Here is a 24,004-nt window from a genome sequence, read left to right as displayed (position 1 = left end):
AATGACCCATGAAATGGCTAGTGAAAGCGTTGGAACGAGTTCTCGACAGTAACCGGAACGTGTTCTAGTCTGGGACGGGAACCCACTGAAGGCAGGAGTAGGCAATAGTGACTCACGAGGTGATGGAGAGGCTGGACGCCTTGCTGCCGGCGCTGCGCGAACGCGCGCAGGAGACCGAGGATTTGCGGCGTCTTCCCGACGAAACGGTCAAGTCTTTGCAGGAGACGGGTTTCTTTCGGCTGTTGCAGCCCGCGCAGTGGGGCGGCTACGAGGAAGATCCCGTGCTGTTCTACTCGGCGGTCAAGAAGATCGCGAGTGCCTGCGGATCGACGGGGTGGGTCTCGTCGATCATCGGCGTCCACAACTGGCACCTAGCGCTGTTCACGCAACAGGCGCAGCAGGACGTCTGGGGTCAGGACACCGACGTCAGAATCTCGTCGTCGTACGCGCCGATGGGCGCGGGAACCGTCGTCGACGGCGGTTACCGACTCTCGGGAGCATGGCAATGGTCCTCCGGTTGCGACCACGCGTCCTGGGCAATGCTCGGTGGGCCGGTCATCAAGGACGGTCGACCGGTGGACTTCGTGACGTTCCTCGTGCCGCGGGAGGACTACCGCATCGACGACGTCTGGAACGTGGTCGGTCTTCGCGGCACCGGCAGCAATACCGTTGTGGTGGAGGACAAGTTCGTCCCGACGCACCGAGTTCTGAGCTTCAAGAAGATGAACGACGGCACTGCCGAGGGGCTCGAGCGCAACACTGCTCCGGTCTACCGGATGCCTTGGGGAACAATCCATCCGACGACCATCTCGGCGCCGATCGTCGGAATGGCAGAAGGAGCGTACGCCGCGCACGTCGAGCATCAGGGCAAGCGCGTCCGCAAAGCATTCGTCGGTGAGACGGGTAAGGACGACCCGTTCGCGAAGGTGCGCATCGCCGAGGCCAGTAGCGATATCGATGCGGCGTGGCGTCAGCTCTCGGGAAACGTCGCCGACGAATACGCAGTGCTGAAATCCGGCAAGGAAGTTCCCATCGAACTGAGGTTGCGTGCCCGACGCGATCAGGTGCGCGCCACGGGCAGGTCCGTCGCGTCGATCGATCTACTGTTCGAGAGCGCGGGCGCCTCTGCGCTGCAGAACGATGCTCCGCTGCAACGATTCTGGCGTGACGCTCACGCCGGGCGCGTGCACGCCGCGAACGATCCAGAACGTGCATATCAAATGTTCGGCGGAGGCGAATTCGGGCTCCCGTTGAAGGACACGATGGTATGACCGCGGTAGCCGAATCGATCACTTACGAGTCGACGTCGAAGTTTGCCCAGGTGCGCGAGGATCTGACCTTGCACTACCACGAAGCCGGCGTCGGCAACGACACAACGATCGTGCTGCTGCACGGCGGCGGGCCCGGTGCATCCGGCTGGTCCAACTTTGCCGCCAACATTCCGATTCTCGCGCAGCACTTTCACGTATTGTGCGTCGACCAACCAGGATTCGGGCGGTCCGACAAACCGACCGAGCATCCACAGTACTTCGTGCACAGCAGCTCGGCTCTGAAGGATCTGCTCGACCATCTGTCGATCGATCGTGTTCACTTACTGGGGAATTCCCTCGGCGGAGGTACGGCGGTTCGGTTCGCACTCGACTATCCCGAGCGAGCGGGCAGATTGGTGCTCATGGGTCCGGGAGGGTTGAGCATCAATCTGTTTGCACCCGATCCCACCGAGGGCGTCAAGAATCTCGGCAACTTCTCTGCACCGCCCGGGCCGTCGAAGGAGAAATTGGCGGCCTTTCTGAAGGTGATGGTGTACGACCAGTCGCTGATCACCGAGGAATTGCTACAACAACGCTACGAGCAGGCGTCGACGCCCGAGTCTCTCGCCGCGATGAAGGCGATGGGAAAGTCCTTCGGCGGCGCCGATTACGAAAAGGGCATGTTGTGGCGTGAGGCGTACAAGCTTCGGCAACGTGTGCTGCTGATCTGGGGTCGCGAGGACCGGGTGAATCCGATCGATGGAGCGCTCGTCGCGTTGAAGACCATTCCGCGAGCGCAACTTCACGTGTTCGGACGGTGCGGGCACTGGGCTCAGGTCGAGATGGCGGACGAATTCAATCGATTGACCACTGCATTCTTGACCGAGGGGAGCTGAAACTATGGGTATCCGTTCACTGGCCTACATGCGCGTCGAGGCCACCGACATGGACGCCTGGCGTCAGTACGGCCTCAAGGTGCTCGGCATGATCGAGGGCAAGGGTGTCGTACCCGGTGCCCTCTACCTGAGGATGGACGACTTTCCGGCACGTCTCGTCATCGTGCCGGGCGAGAAGGACCGCCTGCTCGTGTCCGGATGGGAGACTGCGAATGCGGCAGAGCTGCAGTCCATTCGAGATTCCCTGGACGCAGCGGGAGTTCCGTACAAGGAGGGAACAGCGGAGCAGGTCCAGGACCGCCGCGTCGACGAGCTGATCGTGTTCGAGGATCCGTCGGGAAACACGCTCGAGGCGTTCCATGGTGCGGCGCTGGAGCATCGACGAGTGGTGAGTCCGTACGGGCACCGGTTCGTCACGGGCGAGCAGGGGCTGGGACATGTGGTGCTCTCGACGGACGACGACGAAGTTTCGCTGCGGTTCTACCGGGATGTTCTGGGATTCCGCTTGCGTGACTCGATGCGTCTGCCACCGCAGATGATGGGCAGACCGGCAGACGGACCGCCCGCATGGTTGCGGTTCTTCGGGTGTAACCCGCGGCACCACAGCCTGGCATTCCTCCCGATGCCGACTCCCAGCGGAATCGTCCACCTGATGATCGAGGTGGAGAATTCCGATGACGTCGGCTTGGCGTTGGATCGCGCGCTGCGGAAGAAGGTCCCGATGTCGGCGACGCTCGGCCGCCACGTCAACGATCTGATGCTCTCGTTCTACATGAAGACGCCCGGCGGGTTCGACATCGAGTTCGGCTGTGAAGGAAGGCAAGTCGAGGACGATGACTGGGTGGCGCGCGAAAGTACAGCGGTGAGCCTGTGGGGGCACGACTTCTCGGTCGGGATGAAGTAATGACGTTCGATCCCCGTACGTTCCGGACCACTCTCGGCCAGTTCTGTACCGGGATCACCATCGTCACGACTCTCGACGGCGATGACCCTGTCGGATTCGCCTGCCAGTCCTTCGCGGCGCTCTCGTTGGAACCGCCACTCGTACTGTTCTGTCCGACAAAGGGTTCGAGGTCGTGGGCGGCAATCGAGAAGTCCGGACGATTCGCCGTCAACGTGCTCGGTGAAGACCAGCAGGACACGTGCGCCAGGTTCGGCTCGCGTGAGCCGGACAAGTTCGCCGGCGTGCAGTGGAGTCCGTCGGAACTGGGCTCGCCGATTCTGTCCGAATCGCTGGCGCACGTCGATTGCACGGTCGAGACCGTCCACGACGGCGGTGATCACTTCATCGTCGTCGGACGCGTGCATTCGCTCGGGGAGGTCAAGGGCGAACGCCCGTTGTTGTTCTACCGAGGTCAGTATTCCGGCATCGAGCCGGACAAGACTGTTCCGGCGCCGTGGCGCAACGATCTGGAGGCGTTTCTGACCGCGGCTTCCTCGGATACTTGGCTGTGATGGGACTACGGTGATCCTTCGTGATCACTTTTCGTCGCGTCGTCGAAACGGACTTTCCGCTGATCGCCGAGTGGCTGTCACAACCCCACGTTGCGCGGTGGTGGAATCAGGAATTCACCCCGGAGGCAATCGAGCGGGACTTCGGGCCGGTCGTGCGCGGTGAGGAACCTGCCGAGGACCTGCTGGCATTCGAGGACGACGTCCCGTTCGCGCACGTCCAACGGTGTAGGTGGAGTGACTACCCGGAGGAACTCGACGCCATTGCACAGTTCGTCGAGATGCCCGACGAGGCGACGACGATCGACTACCTCATCGGGGACGTCGCTCAGACGCACAAGGGCCGGGGCACCCGACTGATCGCTGCGCTCGTCGAGGACACATGGAAGGCGTACCCGGCGTCGAACGCCATCATCGTTCCAGTAGTTGCCGGCAACCGTGCCTCGTGGAGAGCGTTGGAGAGGGCAGGTTTCCGACGCGTCGGTGAGGCCGAGTTGCCGGCGGACAATCCGATCGACCCGCCGCTGCACTACGTGCAGCGACTCGACCGAATCACATCGTGACGGCGTCCCCGAATTCCATACGTAGAGAGGGCATATGCGTCGTGAGCAGTGCGCGACGGGATAGGTTCAACTGACGTAGCTCGGAAGCCAGCGGACCCTCGCCGAGGGTGAGTCGAGCGCCGCCCGGCCTCGTCCTGACCGTCCCCGGTGTCATAGTCCAGCTCGCACTTCGGGTGACGCCGTCGAGACACGAGTAGGCATCGAGCGGCCGTGCGAATGCGCGGCCGGGGGCAGGCAGGCCCGCACGCAGTTCGAGTCGGAGAATCTCCCGACCGTCCCGGCTCAGTCGGCCGTCGAAAGTCGAACCGAACTTGGCGTCGAAGTCCGCCATTTCCTTCGGAAAGCCCCAGATCTGTCGGCCCGCCGCCATCGTGAAGTCGCCGTCGACGGGCAGGCGATGGATGAGCACCCCCGTCGTGGTGGGGAAGATGACGCCGAATTCGTTGTACGGCCCCAGATCTCCGTCCTCGTAGCGCACGAAGATGAGCGCGCACAGCCCCCGGCCGGGACGGAACGTGCGGATCTTCAATCCCGCGTAGTCGATGGTTCGTTGTGCGCGTGCTGCATCGACGGAGAACAACGCCATCGCGGACCTGGCGCTGCGCACGTGGACCGGCATCTCGATGCGCCGTCCGAGAACTGTATGCGAACTCACGCCGTCACGCCTCTGAGGCCGTCGGCGCCGAATACTTGCTCGAGCATCGATGTGTAATCGGGTCCGCGGCGCAGGCTCTGGCCACCGTCGACGTTGATGATCTGGCCGGTGATCCACGACGACTGCGTGCCGAGGAGGAACAGTGCGAGAGCGGCGATGTCCGACACCTCGCCGACGCGATTCAACGGTGTGCACTGCATGTAGTCGTCGAGAATCGGTCCGCCGTCGGTGATCAACGCGACGAGATCCGTTCGAGTCAGACCTGGCCTGATGCCGTTGACGCGGACGTTGCTCGCCCCGAGCTCGTCCGCGGCGAGTTGCACGAGATGGTCGACGCCGGATTTCGACACCCCGTATGCCCCGAACCATCGATGAGTGTTGCTACTGGCGATGGACGATATCGCCACGAACGATCCGCCGCCGCCACGCACGAGCTCTCGGCCAGAGTGCTTGAGCGTCAACATCGTTCCGGTCACGTTCAACTCGACGGTACGGCGCCACGCAGCTGCATCGATCTGCGTCACCGGTGCAATCGTCTCGTTGCCACCTGCGCAGGCGACGACGCCATCGAGCCTGCCCGTGTGCGAGGTCGCGAACGCGACAGCATCGACGACGGTATCCTCGTCGGTGACGTCGGCGGGGTAGGTTCGCAACGATGTGGCTTCGGCCGCGTCGTCCAGCTTACTCTTGGTGCGTCCGACGATGGTGACGGTCGCACCTGCGTCGGCGAGAGCGGTGGCGATGCCGAGCCCGATGCCGCTTCCCCCTCCGGTCACGAGGATCGACTTTCCTTCGAATTCGGTCATTGCTGCCTCTCGTAGGGACTGCCGTCAATAATAGAAACAGGTTCTAGTTTGGGTGGGATTTTCGTGGCCTGCGCGGTGATTCGGTAGGAACGGGAGCACAATCAGCGGTGTGGAAATCGCTGTCTTGCTCGTGGTTCTCGCGATCGGTGTGCTCACCGTCGCGGCGCTCGCGGAACGCTTGGACGTCCCGCCCCCGCTTCTGCTGATCGCGGTCGGTGCGGCGGTGTCCTACATCCCCGGAGTGCCGGAGGTTCATCTCGAACCCGAGGTAGTCCTGCTCGGGCTGTTGCCGCCGCTGTTGTATGCCACCGCGATTCAATCTTCGCTGGTGGACTTCAATACCAATCGCCGTTCGATCCTGTTGCTGTCGATCGTGCTCGTCATCGCAACGACGTTGGGTATCGGCGCAATCGTGCATTCGATCCTGCCAGGAATCTCGTGGCCGGCCGCTTTTGCGATCGGAGCCGTCGTCGCACCTCCCGATGCCGTGGCTGCGACGGCCATCGGACGGCGGATCGGTCTTCCTCGGCGAATCGTGACGATCCTCGAGGGCGAGTCGCTCCTGAACGATGCGACGGCGCTGGTGGCCCTCGGTACGGCGATCCTCGCGCTCGGCCATTCGCTGCAGGCGTGGCGAATCGGATTGGACTTCGTCGTCGCGGCGGGCGGTGGGATTCTCGTCGGGCTGGTGACGTTCAAGATCGTCGCCACCGTGCGGAAACGACTCACCAATCCTGTTCTCGATACTGCGATCTCCTTCATCGTGCCCTTCGCGGCGTATCTCGTCGCCGAGGAAATCCATGCGTCGGGAGTTCTCGCGGTGGTCGTCGCCGGCCTGCTTCTCGGCCACAAGGCCCCGATCCTGCAGTCGGCGCAATCGAGGATCGCCGAGCGAATCAACTGGCGCACCATCGCCTACATTCTCGAGAACGCAGTGTTCCTGCTGATAGGTCTGCAGGCATCCTGGCTGTTGCGTGACGTCGGTACCAGTTCGCTACCGGCCACCACGATCGTCGGAGTGTGCGTCGCCACGCTCGTCGGCGTGATCGGGATCAGGATGGTCTGGGTGTTCATCGCCCGTTTCGCACTGATTCGGCCGGTTGCCGACGCGTCGACCGGGGTCGTCCCGTCCTGGCGTTACACGTTCCTGATCGGGTGGGCCGGGATGCGCGGCGTGGTCACACTCGCCGCCGCGTTCATCATCCCGATCGGCACGGAATACCGCGAGATCCTGCTACTCATCGCGTTCACCGTCGTGGCGGGTACGTTGTTCGTCCAGGGATTGACGTTGCCGGTGCTGGCTCGCTGCTTGGAAGTGCCGTCACCGGACCCGATGGACGACGCGCTGGCCCGCGCGACGTTGCTCCAGCAGGCGTCCAAAGCCGGCTACAAGGCTCTGGACGCACTGGACTACGACGACCCTCACGGCGTGGAGGCGTTGGTTCGACAGCGAGTCGATCAGCGGAACTTCTCGGCGTGGGAGCGACTCGGCACCACCGCCGACCAGGAGACACCAAGCGAGCTCTACGCCCGCGTGCGCTTGGCGATGATCCAGGCCGAGCGCGCTCGGATCCTGGAGATCAGAAGTGCAGGCACCGTGCCATCCGAGGTGGTCGGCGACGTGCTGGCAATGCTCGACGTCGAGGAATCGATGATCGACGTCGCGACCGAGGCCCGCCAGGACATCAGGACCGCGAACGGGCAACGGGCCCATCCGGGAGTCGGGTGTGACGAACTCGACCGGTATCCGGTGGCCGAGAACACCTCCGACGGGACGTGCCACGAGTGCATTCGTGCCGGCACCGAGTGGGTCGCGCTACGGCAATGCCTCGAGTGCGGACACGTTGCGTGCTGTGATTCATCACCGCTGCAGCACGCCACCGCGCACTTCCACGACACGACGCACCCGGTGATGCAGTCCGTCGAACCGGGGGAGGATTGGCGGTGGTGCTACGTCCACCACCTGACCGCCTGAACGTGTCGTACCCGCGTGGGAACATGAGCTGGTGATCATGCACGCCGACCTGGACTCGTTCTACGCGTCGGTCGAGCAGCGGGATGACCCACGGCTACGGGGAAAGCCTGTGCTCGTCGGCGGCGGAGTCGTGCTTGCAGCCAGCTACGAAGCCAAGGCGTTCGGAGTCCGCACTCCGATGAGCGGATCGCAAGCAAGAGCGCTGTGCCGACACGCGATCGTCGTACCGCCGCGGATGGACGCCTACATCGAAGCCAGCAAGGCTGTCTTCGAGATCTTCCATGACACCACCCCGCTCGTGGAGGGCATCTCCGTCGACGAGGCATTTCTCGACGTCACCGGCCTGCTCAAGATTCGGGGGACGCCTGTTCGGATTGCCCAGCGCCTGCGCCGAGAAGTCAAGGATCGGGTCGGGCTCCCCATCACCGTGGGAATTGCCACCACCAAGTTCCTCGCGAAGGTGGCCAGCGCCGTCGGCAAACCAGACGGATTGCTTCTCGTCGAACCCGGTCGTGAACTCGAATTTCTGCACCCTCTGAAGATCGAGCGGCTCTGGGGCGTCGGCAAGGTCACCGCCGAGAAACTCCACGCGTTCGACATCGTCACGGTCGGCGACATCGCTGCACAGTCCGAAGCGTCGATCGTCTCGATCCTCGGAAAAGGCGCAGGCCACCACCTGTACTCGCTCGCGAACAATCGTGATCCCCGACGGGTGCAGACCTACCGCGGCCGCAGTTCCATCGGTGCCCAGCATGCGCTCGGGCGAGGTCCGACATCACCGAAAGATGTCGAGGTTTCGCTCATCGCGTTGGTCGATCGTGTCACCCAGCGGATGCGCGCGGCCGACCGGACGGGCAGGACCGTCGTGCTCAGACTCCGATTCGCCGATTTCACGACGATCACTCGTTCGCACACCCTGAGCCGTGCCACGGCCGACACGCAGGACATCCTCGATGCTGCGCTGACATTGCTTCGCGACACTGCGTCCCTGATCGCAGAGCAGGGCATCACCCTCGTCGGCGTCACCGTTGCCAACATCGAGCGCAGCGGGGCCGAGCAACTCGAGCTGCAATTCGAGCAGGAACAGGATGCACCGAGCGCGTCGGCGCTCGACCTCGCGCTCGACGGCGTGCACAGCAAGTTCGGAAAGAAGGCGTTGACGAGAGGTGTTCTGCTGGGCCGTGATTCGGGCCTGTCCGTGCCGCTACTTCCGGACTGAGACCGACAGTTCGAAGTTCTTCGGCATCAGTGTCAGCCGTTCCTCGATCTGCAGTCGGTACGACGGTTCGACGGAAAACTCGAACTGCTGCAAGATCGTCCCGAGCACCAGAACAGCCTCGTGGATGGCGAATTGCCGTCCGATGCATGCTCGTTCGCCTGTTCCCCACGGCTTGTAGACGTGTCCTGGACGCGCTCGGACGGCTGCCGACAGGAAACGATCGGGGTCGAACTTCTCCGGGTCCTGACCCCACACCGGATCGCGGTGCAGTCCGGGAATGAGTACGAACGCCCAGTCGCCCTTCTTCATCTCGTGAAATCCGCCGATCACGGTGTCCTCCCGTGCCTCGCGTGCGAACGCCGGCGCGGTCGGCCATAGGCGCAGTGTCTCGTCGAGGATGCGTCGGACGAGTCTGAGCTTGGGGATCTTCTCGAAGGTGGGAGTTTCGGAACCCCATACCTCGTCGACCTCTGCCCGAGCGGCGTCGAGGATGTGCCGATTCTGCGCCAGGTAGTAGAGCGCGAAGGACAGTGCCCCAGAGGTCGTCTCGTGACCGGCAATGAGAAACGTCAGAATCTGTTGCCGAATGTTGACCTCGTCCAGCGCATTCGGATTCGTGGAATCGCGGGCGGCGTCGAGCATGATGTCGAGCAGCTCGGAAGTGCCAGTGGTGCCCGGTGAGGCGGAGTCGCGGCGGGTTCTCACGATGTCGTCGAGGACCTGTTCGAGGAAGAGCTGATTCTCGGCGTTCGTGCGGTCGGCCTTTCGGAACACCAAGTTCGCGAGCCACGGAATCGGGATGAATTCCCGACGTTGGTTGTGCGAGAGAACGCCGACCATGGCGTCGACGAAGGGGTGTGGTGTGTCCCGGGTGAACGAGTCGAAGGAGTAGCTGAACCCGGTTCGACCGATAGTGTCGAGAGTCAGTTTGGTCATGTCGGAAGACACGTCGACCGTGCTGAGGGCGCGCCAGTGCGCTACGAGGTCGGACGCGACGTCGAGCATGATCCGGTGGTAGCTACGCATCGCGCTCTGGGCGAATGCGGGACGCAGCAGATCGTGTGCCTTGCGCCAGTTCGGTTCGTACGAGTGGGCGGTGAACAGGCCGTCTCCGCCGATGGACCGGAGGCCTTCGATCGCGGGGGAGACGTGCTTGACGAACCTCTCTTCGTCGCACAGTTCGCCGGCCAGGTCGGCGCCCGACACCAGGACGTACTGACGCCCGAGGACGACGCGTTCGAAGATAGGACCGAGTTCCCTGGACAGGGCGATCGAATCCTGGACGGGTGTCGAAGGGTGCACCCCGACGACGTCGCCGAGCAACGGCAACCGCCTCGGGGGGTGCGGCAGAGCCGAGGTCCGGGGAGCGACGTCGGTGACCATGGCAAACCTCTTCGTTCGTTACTGAACACCAATTCAACAACGAACGTACCCGCTACTGAATCCATGTCAAGTAGCATGGACCGGGATATGACCAGCCCCCGCAAGCGATTGTCACCGGACGCGCGAAGAACCCAGCTCCTCGACATCGGTTCTCGCTTGTTCGCCGACCGGCCGTACGAGGACGTCTGGATCGAGGAGGTTGCCGATCTCGCCGGGGTCTCGCGCGGGTTGATGTACCACTACTTCGCGTCGAAACGCGATTTCTTCGCGGAGATCATGAGGGTGGAATCCGCGCGGATTCTCGACACCACGGCACCCGACACGTCGCTACCGGTCACCGAACAGGTCGCCGCGGGTCTCGACGCCTACATCCGATACACGGTCGAACACGAACACGGTGTGCGAGCGATCAATCGGGGAGCGATGCTGGGTGACGCGGAGATCCAAGCGATCCTGACGGCAGAGCTCGAGGTGCAGCAAGAACGCATACTGGCCGCATTGCCTGCCGAAGTGCGCGAAGACGAAATCACCAAGACTGCGCTTCGTGGGTGGGTCTCGTTCGTTCGGGCGGTGTGCATGGATTGGCTGGATCGTAAGTCGATCACCGAATCCGACGTCAGAGACCTGTGCCTTCGTGCGCTCGAGGGGCTGCTCGAGACCTGAGGTAAGAGCTATCGTGGCGGCATGTGCCGAAATATCACCACCCTGCGCGGGCTCGAACCGCACGCCACGGACGAGGAGATCGAAGCCGCGGCAAGGCAATACGTTCGCAAGATCAGCGGTGTTCAGAAGACATCCGACGCGACCCGCGATGCGTTCGAAGTCGCCGTCGCCGAGGTGACCGCGACGACCCACCGACTGCTCGATGCGCTCCCCGAGCGCAGGCAGCCTCCTCCGACGGTTCCACCGCTACGCAGGCCGGAAGTTCAGGCGCGGATCGCGGCAAAAGCAACACCCTAGAGGCGGCCCACCTCGCTGCAGAACGGGGTCGTACTCAGTGCCGACGCGATGGATGTGCCGTGCTGAAAGACCGTGGGCTATCGCGTGGCTATTGTGCGCTCGCGGCAAACGCTCACCGAGTGCTGTCGGGGGGAACCTCCGGCAATCCTTCGCTTGCGCGTAGTTTTTCGGCCATGGAACTGAGCAGATTCTGCGATTCCTCGGACAGATCGAACGCGCGAGTCGACAGCCGACGAAGGCCGTAGCCTTGCAGCTGAGTCACGAGATCGAGATCGGTCTCGATCTGCGCGGCATAGATGTCGTCGAAAAAGTAGTCGGGCTTGACCTTGAAGAATCGTGCGAGTGCGGCGACGGTCTCCTCCGAGGGGTTCGTCCTCTGGCCTGAGCGGAGCTGCGATATGTACGGCTTCGAAATCTGGTATCCGCCGTTTGCCAAAGCCTCGGCTACCTCGGCGTTGGTATGGGGCTTACGGCCGGGTGGGTGCACCTTGTCGAACAGTGTGTTCAGCCGCGAGGCGAAGTCTGCAGGCATCGGGATCTACTAGCACCCTTCTCGGTTCACCCGAGCCGTACTCATGTTGACCCGGTAATGATAACGAGTAGGTAACCATATTCGTCGGCGGCTGGTTGATTCGACTCGCCAAGCAGTCGCGCGCGCCGTTTGAACGCTCGCATCCGCGCGTAGGTCGACCGGTCGGCCTGTTTTCGGGCTCGACGCGTCATTCGCCCGACCGACATGTAGTCCGTCGAGGGAATTCAATCCTCTCTGTGTGGTTGCTGAAAGTTAGCCCTTCCGGTCTACTTGTGGGTGAAATGCGGCAGTTCGAACAAAGATTTTCGATGGTTGGCGAAATGGGATGCGGGGGTGCTCATGAACGACAATCGCCGTCGAACATTCGAAACCGGTAGCGGCGGGATGGAGGTCGTGTCGCCCCTCGTGCGGGCAGTTCTGTCCTACGCGCCGTGCGACGAACGCGAGCCGATGCTTCCGACCGAGTGGATCGAACTGTCGGACGAGGGCGCCGGGCCGGCCGACGCTGAATCGTCTGTGCGAATGCGGTTGAGTTGTGCGCCGCAACTCGGTCGCGGAGTTCCCGGCCCTTTCGGATCGATGTTCTATGCCGGTGACCACTTCGAGGTCATCGTGCCGCGGCGTACCGCCGAGCAGGGTGCACTCCTGATGATCAACCTGCTCGACGCCTCGGCGCCGACTCGATTCGAATTCGACACGGAGCTTCCGGCCGGATGGAGTTTTCGAGTCGAACGCGACGGGTCGGTCTCAATCGTCGACGACCACGAGCTGTCCCGAATCTTCATCGGTGCAACGTGGGCGATCGACTCGCGTTCGGCTCGCGTCGGGACTCGCTACACGTGCGAGCGGGGGAAACTCGTTCAGAATATCGACGTGGGCGTCGGAACCTCGTTTCCAGTGCTTGTCGACCCGGATCCTGATGCGATCTTCACTCCTGACGGCTACCTCGTCACCGCCACCTGGGAACCGCGCCTGATTCCCGGCGAGACCGACATAGCGGTCGGCGAAGCCTAGATTCGCTCGATGATCGTGCCGGTGGACAGTGCACCACCCGCACACATCGTGATCAACGCGGTCGAGGCGTCACGCCGTTCGAGTTCGTGCAGAGCAGAGGTGATCAGTCTCGACCCGGTACTGCCGACCGGATGCCCGATCGCGAGTGCGCCACCGTTGACGTTGACCTTGTCCATATCGGGCTTGTGTACCGACGCCCAGGACAGCGGAACCGATGCGAACGCTTCGTTCACTTCGAAGAGATCGAGGTCGCCGATCTTCATGCCGCTCTGCTCGAGAACGCGGGTTGTTGCCTGCACTGGTCCGTCCAGATGGAACTCGGGTTCGGCGCCGACCAGGCACTGCGAGACGATCCGCGCTCGCGGGATGTAGCCCAGCGCTCGGGCGCGGTCCTCGTCCATCAGAATCACGGCGGCGGCGCCGTCGGATATCTGCGAGGACGTTCCGGCGGTATGGAGACCGCCCTCCATGACGGGCTTCAATCGCGCCAAGGACTCGGCCGTGGTGTCGCGCAGTCCTTGATCCCGCGTGACGAGCTCGTCACCTACCCGGACCGGAACTACTTCGCGGTCGAACCTGCCCTCGTCCCATGCTCGTTTCGCGAACGCTTGCGATCTGACTCCGAGAGACTCCAGGTCCGCGCGGGTGAGGCCGCGGCGTCGGGCGATGCGTTCGGCCGCTTCGAACTGATTCGGGAGATCGATGTTCCACGAGTCGGGGCGTCGCGGACCTGCATTCTCACCGACGTTGGCGCCCAACGGCACACGACTCATCGCCTCGACCCCGCAGGCCATGCCGGCGTCGATCGCACCGATGGAGATGAGGCCGGCCACAAGGTGATTGGCCTGCTGGGCCGAGCCGCATTGGGCGTCGACCGTCATGCATCCGCTCTGCCACGGTAGGCCCGCGTGAAGCCAGGCCGTCCGGGTGATGTTGTTGGATTGCTCGCCCGCCTGGGTGACGCACCCGCCGATCACCTGCTCGACATCCTCGGCGGCGATCCCGAGCCGATCGATGGCGCCACGTTGGACAACGCCCAGTAGTTCGGCGGCGTGGAGCCCGGCCAACCAGCCTCCTCGCTTGCCGATTGGGGTGCGCACTGCTTCGACGATGACGGGATTGCCCACGGTGAGCTCCTTTCTGGTCACCATGAAAGTAGAACATGTTCTCGAAAGATGGCAAGTGATTGCCTTCCCAGTGAGGCGGGGTTGTGTTTGAATGAATCTAGAACGTGTTCCACAAGTGTCCGCCCCTAGCCTGGTCCGGCTTGCGGAGTGACCCGAATACTGTCAGGAGAACCCAGTGACAGATGTACACCAGGACGTTGCGCGTCCCGATCTGCCCGAGGGCTTCGACCCCACCGATCCGGGCATCTACGAACAACGAATTCCGGTCGAAGAGTTCGCGGAGTTGCGGAAGGAGGAACAGATCTGGTGGTGTCCGCAACCTCCGACTGTCGGCGGCTTCCACGACGACGGATACTGGGTTGTCACGAAGCACGCCGACATCAAGGAGATCTCCAAGCGCAGCGACGTCTTCTCGAGTTTCGAGAACACCGCCCTGCCACGCTTCAACGACGACATCACCCGCGAACAGATCGAGCTTCAACGCTTCGTGATGCTCAATCAGGATGCGCCGCAGCACACGAAGACGCGAAAGCTGGTATCCAAGGGTTTCACTCCCAAGGCCATCAACGGCCTGCGCGCGGAGTTGGAACGGCGCGCGAACGAGATAGTGAAGAACGCCGCAAAGAACTCCACGGGTGACTTCGTAACCGAGATCGCATCGGAGTTGCCACTTCAGGCGATTGCCGACCTGATCGGCGTTCCTCAGGAAGATCGCCAGAAGATCTTCGACTGGTCCAACGAGATGACGTCCTACGACGACCCGGAATTCGACATCGACCCGGTCGAGGCGTCGACGCAAATCCTCGGCTACGCCTACCAGATGGCCGACGAGCGACGTAAGTGCCCGCAAGACGACATCATCACCACCCTCATCAATGCCGATATCGACGGTGATCACATGGCGCCGGAAGAATTCGGGTTCTTCGTCATCATCCTGGCGGTGGCAGGCAACGAGACGACCCGCAACGCGATCACCCACGGTATGGCCGCCTTCATGGACAATCCTGAGCAGTGGGAGCTGTACAAGAAGGAGCGTCCGGACACCACTGCCGACGAGATCGTGCGGTATGCGACTCCGATCGTCGCTTTTCAGCGAACGGCCAAGGAAGACTTCGACCTTGGGGGTACGACGATCCAGGCCGGTCAGCGAGTGGCGATGTTCTACAGCTCCGCCAACTTCGACGACGAGGTGTTCGAGGATCCGTACAAGTTCGATATCCTGCGAAACCCGAACCCACACGTGGGATTCGGTGGACATGGTGCGCACTACTGCATCGGTGCGAATCTTGCTCGGATGGAGATCAATTTGATGTTCAATGCGATCGCCGATCACATACCCGATATCTCCAGGCTCGGCGATCCGCGGCGGTTGCGGTCCGGGTGGCTCAACGGGGTCAAGGAGTTTCAGGTCGACTACACCGGTAAGTGTCCGGTCCAACACTAGCTGCTGTTGCCACTGGCGGCTCCGCCGCCAGTGGCGCGGTTAAGTGTCATGGAGTGCACTCAACCGCGCCACTAGGGGCCGGAGGGCCTAGCGAATGTGCGTATCGGCGAATTTCCGCATCGAGTCCTTCTTCGCCTCCAGCGGGCCGTCGAAGCCGATGCCGTCGAAGATCCAGGGCACGGTGATGATGTCGGTGACGCCTGCCTCCTCCAGTTCGGCGTACCCGACCTTGCCGAATCGGTCGATGCACACCGTCTGAATCTCGTAGGGTTCGTCGGCCTTCCCGTACTCGGTGCGTAGCTCTTTCAGCCGGGCGATGACGGACACCAGATCGTCGAACTTGATCATCGCCGACGTCCAACCGTCTCCGACGCGCGCCGCTCGCCGCAACGCGACGTCGGTGTGGCCGCCCACGTAGAACGGGACCGGTTTCGTCGGTGCAGGACTCATCTGCAGCTTGTCGAAGTCGTAGAACTCACCGTGATGCTCGACCATCCCGCCGCCGAGGATCAACTTGATGACCTCGATCATCTCGTCGACGCGCTTCCCGCGTTTGGCGTAGGGCACCCCGCACCACTCGAATTCCTCGGGCGCCCAACCGATACCGACGCCGAATCCGAACCTGTTGCCCGTCATCGCGGCAACCGATCCGACCTGACGTGCCAGGAGAACTGGATTGCGCGAACCCAGCTTGAGTACCTGGGTGTAGAACTCGATTCTCGTCGTGACCGCGCCCATCGCAGCGGCCGCGATCAGCGGGTCGACCCAGGGAGTCTCCTCGTTCCACATCCGCGAACCGTCGGGCGTGTACGGGTAGTCCGCGGACTGAGTTTCCATGTAGAACAACGAATCCGGAATAGCAATCGACGTGAAGCCGCACTCCTCCGCGGTCTGTGCCAGCGCCGTCAGCTCGTGCAACGGTGTCATCGCGATTCCGACGGTGTACTTCATGGCTGCTCGCTCCCTACTACCCACATCGAAAAGTATTGGGACCCTCCGCCGTACGCGTGGCCGAGGGCCTTCTTGGCGTTTTCGACCTGGTGATCGCCGGCTCGATGCATCACCTGCATCGCAGCTTCGGCGAACCGAATCATCCCCGACGCGCCGATCGGATTGGACGACAGCACGCCGCCCGAGCAATTGACCGGCAATTGTCCGCCGATGGCGGTGTCTCCGGCTTCGGTGAGCTTCCACCCTTCACCTTCGGCCATGAACCCGAGGTTCTCGAGCCACATCGGCTCGAACCATGAGAACGGAACGTAGATCTCCGCGACGTCGATCTCCGACAGCGGGTCGGTGATACCGGCCGCCTTCCACAGCGCGGCCGCGGCGTCGCGTCCGGCCTGGGGGTTCACCTGATCTCGCCCGGCGAACGTCGTAGGCTCGGTCCGCATCGCCGTCGCATGGATCCAGGCGACCTTCTTCCCATCGGCCTCGCGTGCGCGCGCAGTCTCCTCGTCGCCGATGACGATTGCACAGGCGCCATCCGAGGACGGGCAGGTCTCGTCGTATCGAATCGGGTCCCACAGCATCTGCGACGCCTGCACCGATTCCAAGGTGATGTTCGGCTGCTTGAGGTGCGCGTAGGGATTGATGCTGCCGTTCAACCGATCCTTGACGTCGACCATGGCGCCGATGTGCTCAGGTGCATGGGACCTACGGATGTACGAGCGCACATGGGGCGCGAAGTAGCCACCCGCGCCTGCACCGACCGGCATGTTGAACGGAACCGGAATCGACAACGCCCACATGGCATTACTCTCGGACTGCTTCTCCCATGCCACCGCGAGTACGCGTCGATGCACGCCCGACTGCACGAGTGACGACGCCACCACCGCAGTCGATCCACCCACGGACCCGGCGGTATGGACGCGAAGGAGCGGTTTGCCGGTAGCGCCGATGGCGTCGGCCATGAACAACTCCGGCATCATGACGCCTTCGAACAGGTCAGGTGCTTTGCCGACGACGACGGCGTCGATGTCGTCCCAGGTCACCTCGGCGTCCTGCATGGCACGATCGATGGCCTCACGGAGGAGCCCGGACATCGAGACGTCGTGACGCTTGGCGACGTAGTGTGTCTGGCCGGTGCCGAGGACGGCGGCGGGGTGCTTACTCACTTACTTTCCCTCCATGACAGCGACCAGATTCTGTTGCAGCAGAGGCCCGCTCGTCGCGTGTGCGAGAACTCTGCTGTCCTTGCCGTCGAATATCCGGGTTGCGGCGTGGCCGATGCGCTCGAGTCCTGCAGAGAACATGGCATTCCCGACGAGGGTGCCCCCGGACGGGTTCAACGTCGTTCCACCTGGCAGCCACTCCGACAGAATCAATTCCTGATGGGTGAACGGTGCGTGCAATTCCGCTGCCGAGATGCTCGACAGATCTCCACCGGACGCCTTCAGTGCTGCGTTGTACGCAGACGGTGCGGTCGTGAGATCGCGAGCACCGAAATTGGGGGAGTCGACGAGATGCTCGATCCCGGTGATCCATGCCGGGTTCTCCCGCAGCGAGCGCGCCCGGTCACCGGCTGCGAGGACGATCGCCGACGCCCCGTCGGTCACGGGTGCGCAGTCGTGCGCACGAAGTGGGTCCGCGATGTAGTCGGTGGCGAGCAACTCGTCGATATCGAGGACGCCGGTGAGTTGTGCGAGGGGGTGCGCATTCGCCCGGTTGCGTACGGCAACCTCTGCCATCGCGCGCTCGTCCCACTTACCGGCATCGATCCCGGCACGTGCTTGAATCCCGGCCAGCGACAGCGAGTCCGGCCACAACGGTGCGACGAGATACGGATCGAGTTGCAACGCGAGAACCTTCGCGAGTGTGCCGGCGGAGGACTTGCCGAACCCGTAGACGAGGGCAGTCTCGACTTCTCCCGTCATCAACTTGATCCACGCTTCGTAGAACGCCCACGCCGCGTCCATCTCGACGTGTGACTCGTTGATCGGCGGTACGGCACCGATCGCATCTATGGCGGAGATGAACGAGAACGCTCGACCTGCCAAGTAGTCCGAGGATCCGGAACACCAAAAGCCTATGTCGGACTTGCTGATTCCAAGTTCGGCGTACAGCTGCTGAAAGCACGGAACCAGCATTTCGACGCCATTGGTGGTGCCTGTGGTGTGCGCGACGTTGGGTGCCTGTGCGAAGCCCACCACTGCGATATCGGTCATTGCTCGCCTCTCTACAGGTGGTGCTTGTAGGTGTCGTAGTCCGCGTCGGGCTCACCCGTCGGGCGGAAGTACTCGATGTTTTCGAGGGTGTAACCCCACTCCTCACGCGGCTTCCACTTCGCTGCCACACGCATGCCCATCCGCACTTCCGAGGGCTCGCACTCCAGAATCAGATGCAGAAACGCGATGTCGGCGCCGTCGAGCAGCACGTAGGCGGCGATGTAGGGCGGCTTGATGCGTTGGCCGAGGAACGGGACGTTGACGATGCAGTACGTCGTGACGACGCCTGTGTCGGGAAGTTCGACCTGCTCTGCCGTCGGCCGCCCGTCGGTGGGGCTGGCGCCGCGAGGGGGGACGTAGACCTTGCCCTCGGAGTCGGTTCGGCCACCGAGTATGCGGCCCTCTGCGAGTCCGCGCAGGTAGTAGCTTTCTTCGGCCGACGCGGAATGCATGTACTGCAGCCGGACCGGGGTGGTGATCATGGTGACGGCCTCGGCGCCGGGATCAGGCCCGGGATCAGAACCGGAATCAGGCTGGTCGCCGCCCTCTCCGGGTTCGAAGAACGCTATGTCATGGATATCGCCGACCCGATCCTCCGCCCATCGGGCATGGACGCGCATACCCGTCGACATGTTCGCCGACGAACCGGCGTCGACGGCATGCAGCAGCGCGGTGTCGGCTCCGTCGAGTTGGATCAGGGCGAAGGCGAAGGGATGTTCGAGCGGCTGCCCGTCGTACGGCACAGGTACCCACGACCACGTCACGACGGTGCCGGAAGATCCGACGTCGACGAATTCCGTGATCGGTTCCTTTGTGGCGGAATCGAATTCGGGAGGTGGTACGTACACCCTCCCGTCGCTTCCGCGTCCGCCGATGATCTGTTTGCGGCGCAAGCCCGTCAAGAACTCTCCGATTGTCGGCCCGACCGAGCGGGTGTAATCGAAGGCGTTGTTCAGAGGTGCGCTGAGTGGTGTGTTCACCATAGTCACATTTTTAGTAGAACAGGTTCTTATTATGGTGGCAAGACCGGTCGGATGGAAGGCGTGCGAAATGAAGCTCGGATTGCAGCTCGGATACTGGGGCGCGCAGCCACCGTCGGGAGTGGGGGAGCTCGTCGACGCGGCCGAGGCGGCGGGATTCGACGCCATCTTCGCTGCCGAATCGTGGGGATCCGATGCATTCGGCCCGCTTGCGTGGTGGGGGTCGCGGACGACGACAGTGCGGCTGGGGACCTCGGTGGCGCAGCTGTCGGCCCGGACGCCGACGAGTTGTGCAATGCACGCGCTCACGCTCGACCACCTGAGCGGCGGCCGCGCGATCCTCGGCCTCGGTGTGTCCGGGCCGCAGGTCGTCGAGGGGTGGTACGGGCAGCCGTTCGCAAAGCCGTTGGCGCGCACCCGCGAATACGTCGACATCGTGCGTCAGGTTCTCGCGCGTGAAGGTCCGGTGACCAGCGATGGCCCGCACTATCGGCTTCCCGTCGGCGGGACTGGTCTGGGTAAAGCACTCAAGCCGATCACGCACCCGCTTCGGGCGGACCTGCCGATCTGGCTGGGCGCCGAGGGGCCCAAGAACGTCGCACTGACGGCGGAGATCGCCGACGGGTGGCTCGCGATCTACTACTCCCCACGGCTCGCGCCGATGTACGACACGTGGCTCGACGAGGGGTTCGCGCGTCCCGGCGCTCGGCGAACTCGGCAGGATTTCGAGATCGCCGCAACGTGTCAGGTGGTGCTCACCGACGATCGGGTCGCGGCAATCGCCCAGCTCAAGCCCACCATTGCGTTGTACGTCGGTGGCATGGGTGCGCCCGAACTCAACTTCCATGCGCAGGTCTATCGCCGAATGGGGTACGAGCGCGAGGTCGACGAGATCGGGAGACTGTTCATGTCCGGCCGCAAAGCGGAGGCCGCGGCCGTCGTGCCCGACGAGATGGTGGCCGAGACGATGATCATCGGTGACGCCGATCATGCTCGTCGCGAAGTGAAGCGCTGGGAGGATGCGGGGGTGACGATGTTGTTGGTGACTGCGCGCACTGCGTCGGAAGTGACCGACATCGGGGCCTTGCTCAACTAGTAGAACACGTTCTAGATTGGGGGCATGACGACTGCGACGCGAACGGGTGGACTCTGGAATATCGCCGCCGAGGAACCGGACCGGATCGCCTTGGTCGACGCCGGCCAACCGGGTGGCGTGAGCTACACCTACGGCGAGTTGGTCTCCGACGCCAACAGATACGGACGGGGTCTGCAGGACATGGGGCTGAGACCCGGCGACAGCGTGGTGATGATGCTCCACAACAGCGCCGATCTCGTAGCGTTCTATTTCGCGGCGTTCCAGACCGGCCTCTACATCGTCGCGGTCAACTGGCATCTCACCGGACCCGAGGTCGCGTACATCTTGAAGGACAGCGAGGCGAAAGCCTTTGTCGCATCGGAGCGTTTCGCCGACGCCGCTCGCCAGGCGGCCGACGAGGCAGGCACCCCGGGCAGGTTCTCGGTCGGATCCATAGACGGGTTCACGCCGCTGCGCGATCTCGGCGGTTCCGACGAGCGACCCGATATTCGTACCGCTGGTGGGCCGATGCTGTACACGTCGGGCACGACCGGAAAGCCGAAAGGCGTCAGACGCCCGCTCACCGGTGCAGATCCGGATCAGGTGCCTCTGGCGTCGAGTGGATTCTTCGGGATATTCGGAATCAAACCGTTCGACGATCACGTCCATATCTGCGGTTCTCCGCTCTATCACACGGCAGTGCTGAACTTCGTTGCGATCTCGATTCAGCTGGGACACAAAGTAGTTCTGATGGATCGGTGGGATCCGGAAGAGATGCTCGCGCTGATCGACCGGCATCGCGTCACGCACAGCCACATGGTCCCGACTCAGTTTCATCGACTGCTTGCGTTACCCGACGAAGTCCGTGCGAAGTACGACGTGTCCTCGCTGCGCGTGATGATCCACGGAGCTGCGCCGTGTCCGCAGGAGGTGAAACGACGGATGCTCGACTGGTGGGGGCCGGTCGTCACCGAGTACTACGCCGCGACCGAGGGTGGGGGCACGGTCATCTCCGGTAAGGAGTGGCTGCGCAAACCAGGTTCTGTCGGAACTGCCTGGCCGAATTCGGTGGTCAAGGTGCTCGGCGACGACGGCAGTGAGCTTCCCGTCGGTACACCCGGTCAGGTGTACATGCGGATGGGCGGGTCCAGCTTCGAATACCACCACGACAAGAAGAAGACCGAGGAGTCACGCGTCGGGGATCTGTTCACGCTCGGCGATATCGGCTACCTCGACGAGGACGGCTATCTGTTTCTCTGTGATCGCAAGTCCGACATGATCATTTCGGGTGGTGTGAACATCTATCCCGCCGAGATAGAAGGCGAGTTGATCACACACCCGAAGGTGGCCGACGTCGCGGTCTTCGGTGTGCCACATGTCGATTGGGGTGAGGAGATCAAAGCCGTCGTGCAGCCGGAGGTGGGCGTCGAGCCGAACGAAGAGCTGACCGAGGAAATCATGGCCTTCGCGCGGGAGCGGCTGGCCAAATTCAAACTCCCGAAATCCGTCGACTACACCGACGAGCTACCGCGCGATCCGAACGGAAAGCTGTACAAGCGCAAGCTTCGTGATCCGTACTGGCAGGGACGCGCGAAAATCTAGGCCACTGGGCGCTCCGCGCCCAGTGGCGCGGTTGAGTTCACCCCATGGCACTTAACCGTGCCACTGGGGGCGGAGCCGCCTACAGCGGATCGTGCTGCACGTGCTCCATCGGAGTGCCGACTTTGCGAAGCGCATAGAGGGTCATTCGAACCATGGACGGCGAACCGCAGATCTGAATCTGCCGATCCGCCCACGATCCGAACTGAGTGACCACCTTGCCTATCGGTCCATGCAGCCGTTGGTGCATTCCCCATGGAAGTTCGAGCGTTCCCGTGGTGTGCCACCACGGGTCCTCGTCCTCCTCGGTGACCGGAACGACGGTGAGCCATGGATTGGACAGCGACAGTTGCCACAAGGTGTGCATGTCGTAGAGGTCCCGCGGATAGGTACCGCCCACGAAGAGATGGACTCGTGGATTGCGGCTGTACCGCGCCATCTCCATGATCTGTGCGCGCAGCGGCGCCAAGCCGGTCCCACCCGCGATCATCAAGACGTCGTCCTGGACGCTGCGATCGACCTGCAGCCCGCCGAGCGGAGGGCTGATGGCCCAGCGATCGCCGACGACCGACTCGGTGACGATCGCCGGGCTGACCCAGCCACCGGACACGCGTCGGACGTGGAATTCGATCTCGCCCTGTGGGTTGCACGGGATCGCTGGGGAGAGATAGCGCCACAGTTTGGGGCGCTGTGGAATCTGCACGCTGACGTACTGGCCGGGAAAGTAGTGAATGCCCTCGTCGACTTGAAGCCGAACGATCGCCAGGTCGTCGAGCACGCGTTGATGCTCGACGATGGTCGCGCCCCAGAAGGGCGGAAGTTCGTCGGAGTCCGCGGCGACGGCCATGTTGTCGGTGACGAATGCAAGGGTCCTGTGCCATGCATCTTCTATCTCGTCCGTCCACACTTCGTTGCCGACGAAGTTGCGGAACGCTGCGATCAGAGCCGAGCCGCCTGTGCGGAAATGTGATCCGTCGATCCCGTGTTTGCGGTGATCGCGTCCGAGCTGGCGAAGAAACGACTCGACGCGGTCGTCCTTGTCCAAGTTGTCGAAGACGTACGCCAGTGCTCGAACGAAGTGGTCGCGTTGCTCGTCCATCGATGCGGGAAAGTAGGAGCGAAACTCAGGATGTTCGACGAACAATTGGGCGTAGAAAGACCGCGCGAGGTGCGCCGGACCGTCATCAGCCGCCAGAACGGACTTGAAACCGGCGCGAACCAGGGAAATAGTTCGCGCATCGAGCATCGATCAACCTCCGCCATTGCTAGACGGTTCCGAAGTAGACCGCCCGAGGGTATCGCGTTTGCGGTCACGTGGCCATGCTCGCTGTGAGTTGTCCGTTGAGCCTTGCTGCAAAATTCGTTAAGTTGAGCGGAACAGACTCAACCTTTGTAACGTTGTACCCATCGACATCAAGTTCTTCTCCGTTGAAAGAAGGTGACCGGTGGACAGTTTCACTCCCACCACGAAGACGCAGGCTGCTCTCAGCGCAGCTCTGCAGGCCGCATCCGCGGCCGGAAACCCGGATATCCGTCCGGCGCACTTATTGGTGGCGCTGCTCGATCAGACCGACGGCATCGCCTCTCCGTTGTTGAAGGCTGTCGGCGTCGATCCAGCTGCGGTGCGCGGTGAAGCACAGACACTGGTCGATCGCCTTCCCTCCGCCACGGGATCGACGACAACCCCGCAGCTCGGGCGCGAAGCGCTCGCCGCGATCACCACTGCTCAGAGCCTTGCGACCGAACTCGACGACGAGTTCGTCTCCACTGAGCACCTGATGGTCGGTCTTGCGACGGGCGACTCCGAGGTCGCCAAGCTCCTCACCGGCCGCGGTGCAAGTGCCGGCGAATTGCGCGACGCCTTCCAGACGGTTCGCGGCAGCGCCCGCGTCACCAGTGCAGACCCC

The 24,004-nt window shown here is 62.9% G+C and carries 24 protein-coding genes; 14 read left to right on the top strand and 10 right to left on the bottom strand.

Annotation, left to right across the window (positions count from 1 at the left end; genetic code table 11):
* Window positions 1–122 precede the first annotated feature (122 nt).
* Genes hsaA through A2J03_RS11370 form a run of 5 tightly spaced genes read left to right on the top strand, consistent with a single transcriptional unit; the run spans window position 123 to window position 4,161 of the window.
* Window positions 123–1,271: a 3-hydroxy-9,10-secoandrosta-1,3,5(10)-triene-9,17-dione monooxygenase oxygenase subunit gene (gene hsaA, locus A2J03_RS11390; RefSeq protein ID WP_068373619.1), complete on the top strand. Its 1,149-nt coding sequence runs from the start codon at window positions 123–125 to the stop codon at window positions 1,269–1,271.
* On the top strand, window positions 1,268–2,146 hold the full coding sequence (hsaD, locus tag A2J03_RS11385; RefSeq protein ID WP_068373584.1) for a 4,5:9,10-diseco-3-hydroxy-5,9,17-trioxoandrosta-1(10),2-diene-4-oate hydrolase: 879 nt from the start codon (window positions 1,268–1,270) through the stop codon (window positions 2,144–2,146). The genes hsaA and hsaD overlap by 4 nt, the downstream gene beginning before the upstream one ends.
* A gap of 4 nt (window positions 2,147–2,150) precedes the next feature.
* A complete protein-coding gene (hsaC, locus tag A2J03_RS11380) occupies window positions 2,151–3,050 on the top strand; it encodes an iron-dependent extradiol dioxygenase HsaC (protein ID WP_068373581.1) in 900 nt (299 codons plus the stop codon).
* Window positions 3,050–3,601 (top strand): 3-hydroxy-9,10-secoandrosta-1,3,5(10)-triene-9,17-dione monooxygenase reductase subunit, encoded by a 552-nt coding sequence (gene hsaB / locus A2J03_RS11375; RefSeq protein ID WP_068373578.1) that lies wholly within the window; start codon window positions 3,050–3,052, stop codon window positions 3,599–3,601. Before hsaC ends, hsaB begins: the two co-directional genes overlap by 1 nt.
* Window positions 3,602–3,621: 20 nt before the next feature.
* Window positions 3,622–4,161, top strand: a complete 540-nt coding sequence (locus A2J03_RS11370) for a GNAT family N-acetyltransferase (protein WP_068373575.1) — start codon at window positions 3,622–3,624, stop codon at window positions 4,159–4,161.
* On the opposite strand, the gene A2J03_RS11365 is transcribed toward A2J03_RS11370, so the two are convergent.
* Together A2J03_RS11365 and A2J03_RS11360 are read right to left on the bottom strand one after the other, a co-directional pair.
* Window positions 4,151–4,816 carry an acetoacetate decarboxylase family protein gene (locus A2J03_RS11365; RefSeq protein WP_068373572.1) on the bottom strand — a complete coding sequence of 222 codons (666 nt, stop codon included), beginning with the start codon at window positions 4,814–4,816 and terminating at the stop codon, window positions 4,151–4,153. The two genes, A2J03_RS11370 and A2J03_RS11365, sit on opposite strands and share 11 nt — an antisense overlap.
* The gene (locus tag A2J03_RS11360) at window positions 4,813–5,622 is read right to left on the bottom strand and encodes an SDR family oxidoreductase (protein ID WP_068373569.1); all 810 of its coding nucleotides are present in this window, start codon (window positions 5,620–5,622) and stop codon (window positions 4,813–4,815) included. Before A2J03_RS11360 ends, A2J03_RS11365 begins: the two co-directional genes overlap by 4 nt.
* A gap of 109 nt (window positions 5,623–5,731) precedes the next feature.
* On the opposite strand from A2J03_RS11360, the gene A2J03_RS11355 reads away from it, so the two are divergent.
* Together A2J03_RS11355 and dinB are read left to right on the top strand one after the other, a co-directional pair.
* On the top strand, window positions 5,732–7,597 hold the full coding sequence (locus A2J03_RS11355) for a Na+/H+ antiporter (RefSeq protein WP_068373565.1): 1,866 nt from the start codon (window positions 5,732–5,734) through the stop codon (window positions 7,595–7,597).
* Between the two features lie 37 nt (window positions 7,598–7,634).
* On the top strand, window positions 7,635–8,816 hold the full coding sequence (dinB, locus tag A2J03_RS11350) for a DNA polymerase IV (RefSeq protein WP_068373616.1): 1,182 nt from the start codon (window positions 7,635–7,637) through the stop codon (window positions 8,814–8,816).
* Here the strand turns inward: dinB and A2J03_RS11345 are convergent.
* The gene (locus A2J03_RS11345) at window positions 8,802–10,199 is read right to left on the bottom strand and encodes a cytochrome P450 (protein WP_068373562.1); all 1,398 of its coding nucleotides are present in this window, start codon (window positions 10,197–10,199) and stop codon (window positions 8,802–8,804) included. The genes dinB and A2J03_RS11345 overlap by 15 nt on opposite strands.
* Window positions 10,200–10,286: 87 nt before the next feature.
* On the opposite strand from A2J03_RS11345, the gene A2J03_RS11340 reads away from it, so the two are divergent.
* The gene (locus tag A2J03_RS11340; RefSeq protein WP_068373614.1) at window positions 10,287–10,862 is read left to right on the top strand and encodes a TetR/AcrR family transcriptional regulator; all 576 of its coding nucleotides are present in this window, start codon (window positions 10,287–10,289) and stop codon (window positions 10,860–10,862) included.
* A gap of 21 nt (window positions 10,863–10,883) precedes the next feature.
* A complete protein-coding gene (locus A2J03_RS11335) occupies window positions 10,884–11,159 on the top strand; it encodes a DUF2277 domain-containing protein (protein WP_068373559.1) in 276 nt (91 codons plus the stop codon).
* A 112-nt stretch (window positions 11,160–11,271) separates the two neighbouring features.
* Here A2J03_RS11335 and A2J03_RS11330 read toward each other — a convergent pair whose 3' ends face one another.
* Window positions 11,272–11,691 carry a helix-turn-helix domain-containing protein gene (locus A2J03_RS11330; RefSeq protein WP_068373556.1) on the bottom strand — a complete coding sequence of 140 codons (420 nt, stop codon included), beginning with the start codon at window positions 11,689–11,691 and terminating at the stop codon, window positions 11,272–11,274.
* Between the two features lie 339 nt (window positions 11,692–12,030).
* Here A2J03_RS11330 and A2J03_RS11325 point away from each other — a divergent pair, with 339 nt between their 5' ends.
* A complete protein-coding gene (locus tag A2J03_RS11325) occupies window positions 12,031–12,705 on the top strand; it encodes a hypothetical protein (protein WP_156520326.1) in 675 nt (224 codons plus the stop codon).
* On the opposite strand, the gene A2J03_RS11320 is transcribed toward A2J03_RS11325, so the two are convergent.
* A complete protein-coding gene (locus A2J03_RS11320) occupies window positions 12,702–13,832 on the bottom strand; it encodes a steroid 3-ketoacyl-CoA thiolase (RefSeq protein ID WP_068373611.1) in 1,131 nt (376 codons plus the stop codon). The two genes, A2J03_RS11325 and A2J03_RS11320, sit on opposite strands and share 4 nt — an antisense overlap.
* Window positions 13,833–14,007: 175 nt before the next feature.
* Between A2J03_RS11320 and A2J03_RS11315 the strand changes: the two genes are divergently transcribed.
* Complete coding sequence (locus A2J03_RS11315) at window positions 14,008–15,276, top strand: cytochrome P450 (protein WP_068373550.1); 1,269 nt, start codon at window positions 14,008–14,010, stop codon at window positions 15,274–15,276.
* Between the two features lie 87 nt (window positions 15,277–15,363).
* Here A2J03_RS11315 and A2J03_RS11310 read toward each other — a convergent pair whose 3' ends face one another.
* Genes A2J03_RS11310 through A2J03_RS11295 form a run of 4 tightly spaced genes read right to left on the bottom strand, consistent with a single transcriptional unit; the run spans window position 15,364 to window position 19,426 of the window.
* On the bottom strand, window positions 15,364–16,227 hold the full coding sequence (locus tag A2J03_RS11310; protein WP_068373547.1) for a TIGR03619 family F420-dependent LLM class oxidoreductase: 864 nt from the start codon (window positions 16,225–16,227) through the stop codon (window positions 15,364–15,366).
* Window positions 16,224–17,393 carry a thiolase domain-containing protein gene (locus A2J03_RS11305; protein WP_068373544.1) on the bottom strand — a complete coding sequence of 390 codons (1,170 nt, stop codon included), beginning with the start codon at window positions 17,391–17,393 and terminating at the stop codon, window positions 16,224–16,226. Before A2J03_RS11305 ends, A2J03_RS11310 begins: the two co-directional genes overlap by 4 nt.
* Entirely contained in the window at window positions 17,394–18,443 is a 1,050-nt protein-coding gene (locus A2J03_RS11300; protein ID WP_068373541.1) for a thiolase domain-containing protein, read from the bottom strand.
* Between the two features lie 11 nt (window positions 18,444–18,454).
* A complete protein-coding gene (locus A2J03_RS11295) occupies window positions 18,455–19,426 on the bottom strand; it encodes a Zn-ribbon domain-containing OB-fold protein (RefSeq protein ID WP_068373539.1) in 972 nt (323 codons plus the stop codon).
* Window positions 19,427–19,493: 67 nt separating this feature from the next.
* Between A2J03_RS11295 and A2J03_RS11290 the strand changes: the two genes are divergently transcribed.
* A complete protein-coding gene (locus tag A2J03_RS11290; protein ID WP_068373536.1) occupies window positions 19,494–20,519 on the top strand; it encodes an LLM class F420-dependent oxidoreductase in 1,026 nt (341 codons plus the stop codon).
* 24 nt (window positions 20,520–20,543) lie between these two features.
* Window positions 20,544–22,100: an acyl-CoA synthetase gene (locus A2J03_RS11285; protein WP_068373533.1), complete on the top strand. Its 1,557-nt coding sequence runs from the start codon at window positions 20,544–20,546 to the stop codon at window positions 22,098–22,100.
* A 79-nt stretch (window positions 22,101–22,179) separates the two neighbouring features.
* On the opposite strand, the gene A2J03_RS11280 is transcribed toward A2J03_RS11285, so the two are convergent.
* Window positions 22,180–23,343 carry an FAD-binding oxidoreductase gene (locus tag A2J03_RS11280; protein WP_068373530.1) on the bottom strand — a complete coding sequence of 388 codons (1,164 nt, stop codon included), beginning with the start codon at window positions 23,341–23,343 and terminating at the stop codon, window positions 22,180–22,182.
* A gap of 199 nt (window positions 23,344–23,542) precedes the next feature.
* On the opposite strand from A2J03_RS11280, the gene A2J03_RS11275 reads away from it, so the two are divergent.
* Window positions 23,543–24,004: Clp protease N-terminal domain-containing protein (locus A2J03_RS11275; RefSeq protein WP_331712370.1), on the top strand; the 462-nt coding region annotated here is incomplete at its 3' end.

Source organism: Rhodococcus sp. EPR-157 (genome assembly GCF_001647195.1).
Classification (GTDB): domain Bacteria; phylum Actinomycetota; class Actinomycetes; order Mycobacteriales; family Mycobacteriaceae; genus Rhodococcoides.
Note: the sequence above shows the minus strand (reverse complement) of the source record. Positions and strands in the feature narration are given on the sequence as shown.

Bases quoted from the DNA above. Each gene is read 5' to 3' on its own strand.
- A2J03_RS11300 (WP_068373541.1), bottom strand. From the start codon at position 18,443: ATGACCGATATCGCAGTGGTGGGCTTCGCACAGGCACCCAACGTCGCG.
- hsaA (WP_068373619.1), top strand. From the start codon at position 123: ATGGAGAGGCTGGACGCCTTGCTGCCGGCGCTGCGCGAACGCGCGCAG.
- A2J03_RS11280 (WP_068373530.1), bottom strand. From the start codon at position 23,343: ATGCTCGATGCGCGAACTATTTCCCTGGTTCGCGCCGGTTTCAAGTCC.
- dinB (WP_068373616.1), top strand. From the start codon at position 7,635: ATGCACGCCGACCTGGACTCGTTCTACGCGTCGGTCGAGCAGCGGGAT.
- A2J03_RS11285 (WP_068373533.1), top strand. From the start codon at position 20,544: ATGACGACTGCGACGCGAACGGGTGGACTCTGGAATATCGCCGCCGAG.
- A2J03_RS11295 (WP_068373539.1), bottom strand. From the start codon at position 19,426: ATGGTGAACACACCACTCAGCGCACCTCTGAACAACGCCTTCGATTAC.
- A2J03_RS11310 (WP_068373547.1), bottom strand. From the start codon at position 16,227: ATGAAGTACACCGTCGGAATCGCGATGACACCGTTGCACGAGCTGACG.
- hsaC (WP_068373581.1), top strand. From the start codon at position 2,151: ATGGGTATCCGTTCACTGGCCTACATGCGCGTCGAGGCCACCGACATG.
- A2J03_RS11335 (WP_068373559.1), top strand. From the start codon at position 10,884: ATGTGCCGAAATATCACCACCCTGCGCGGGCTCGAACCGCACGCCACG.
- A2J03_RS11290 (WP_068373536.1), top strand. From the start codon at position 19,494: ATGAAGCTCGGATTGCAGCTCGGATACTGGGGCGCGCAGCCACCGTCG.
- A2J03_RS11330 (WP_068373556.1), bottom strand. From the start codon at position 11,691: ATGCCTGCAGACTTCGCCTCGCGGCTGAACACACTGTTCGACAAGGTG.
- hsaD (WP_068373584.1), top strand. From the start codon at position 1,268: ATGACCGCGGTAGCCGAATCGATCACTTACGAGTCGACGTCGAAGTTT.
- A2J03_RS11360 (WP_068373569.1), bottom strand. From the start codon at position 5,622: ATGACCGAATTCGAAGGAAAGTCGATCCTCGTGACCGGAGGGGGAAGC.
- hsaB (WP_068373578.1), top strand. From the start codon at position 3,050: ATGACGTTCGATCCCCGTACGTTCCGGACCACTCTCGGCCAGTTCTGT.
- A2J03_RS11345 (WP_068373562.1), bottom strand. From the start codon at position 10,199: ATGGTCACCGACGTCGCTCCCCGGACCTCGGCTCTGCCGCACCCCCCG.
- A2J03_RS11325 (WP_156520326.1), top strand. From the start codon at position 12,031: ATGAACGACAATCGCCGTCGAACATTCGAAACCGGTAGCGGCGGGATG.
- A2J03_RS11340 (WP_068373614.1), top strand. From the start codon at position 10,287: ATGACCAGCCCCCGCAAGCGATTGTCACCGGACGCGCGAAGAACCCAG.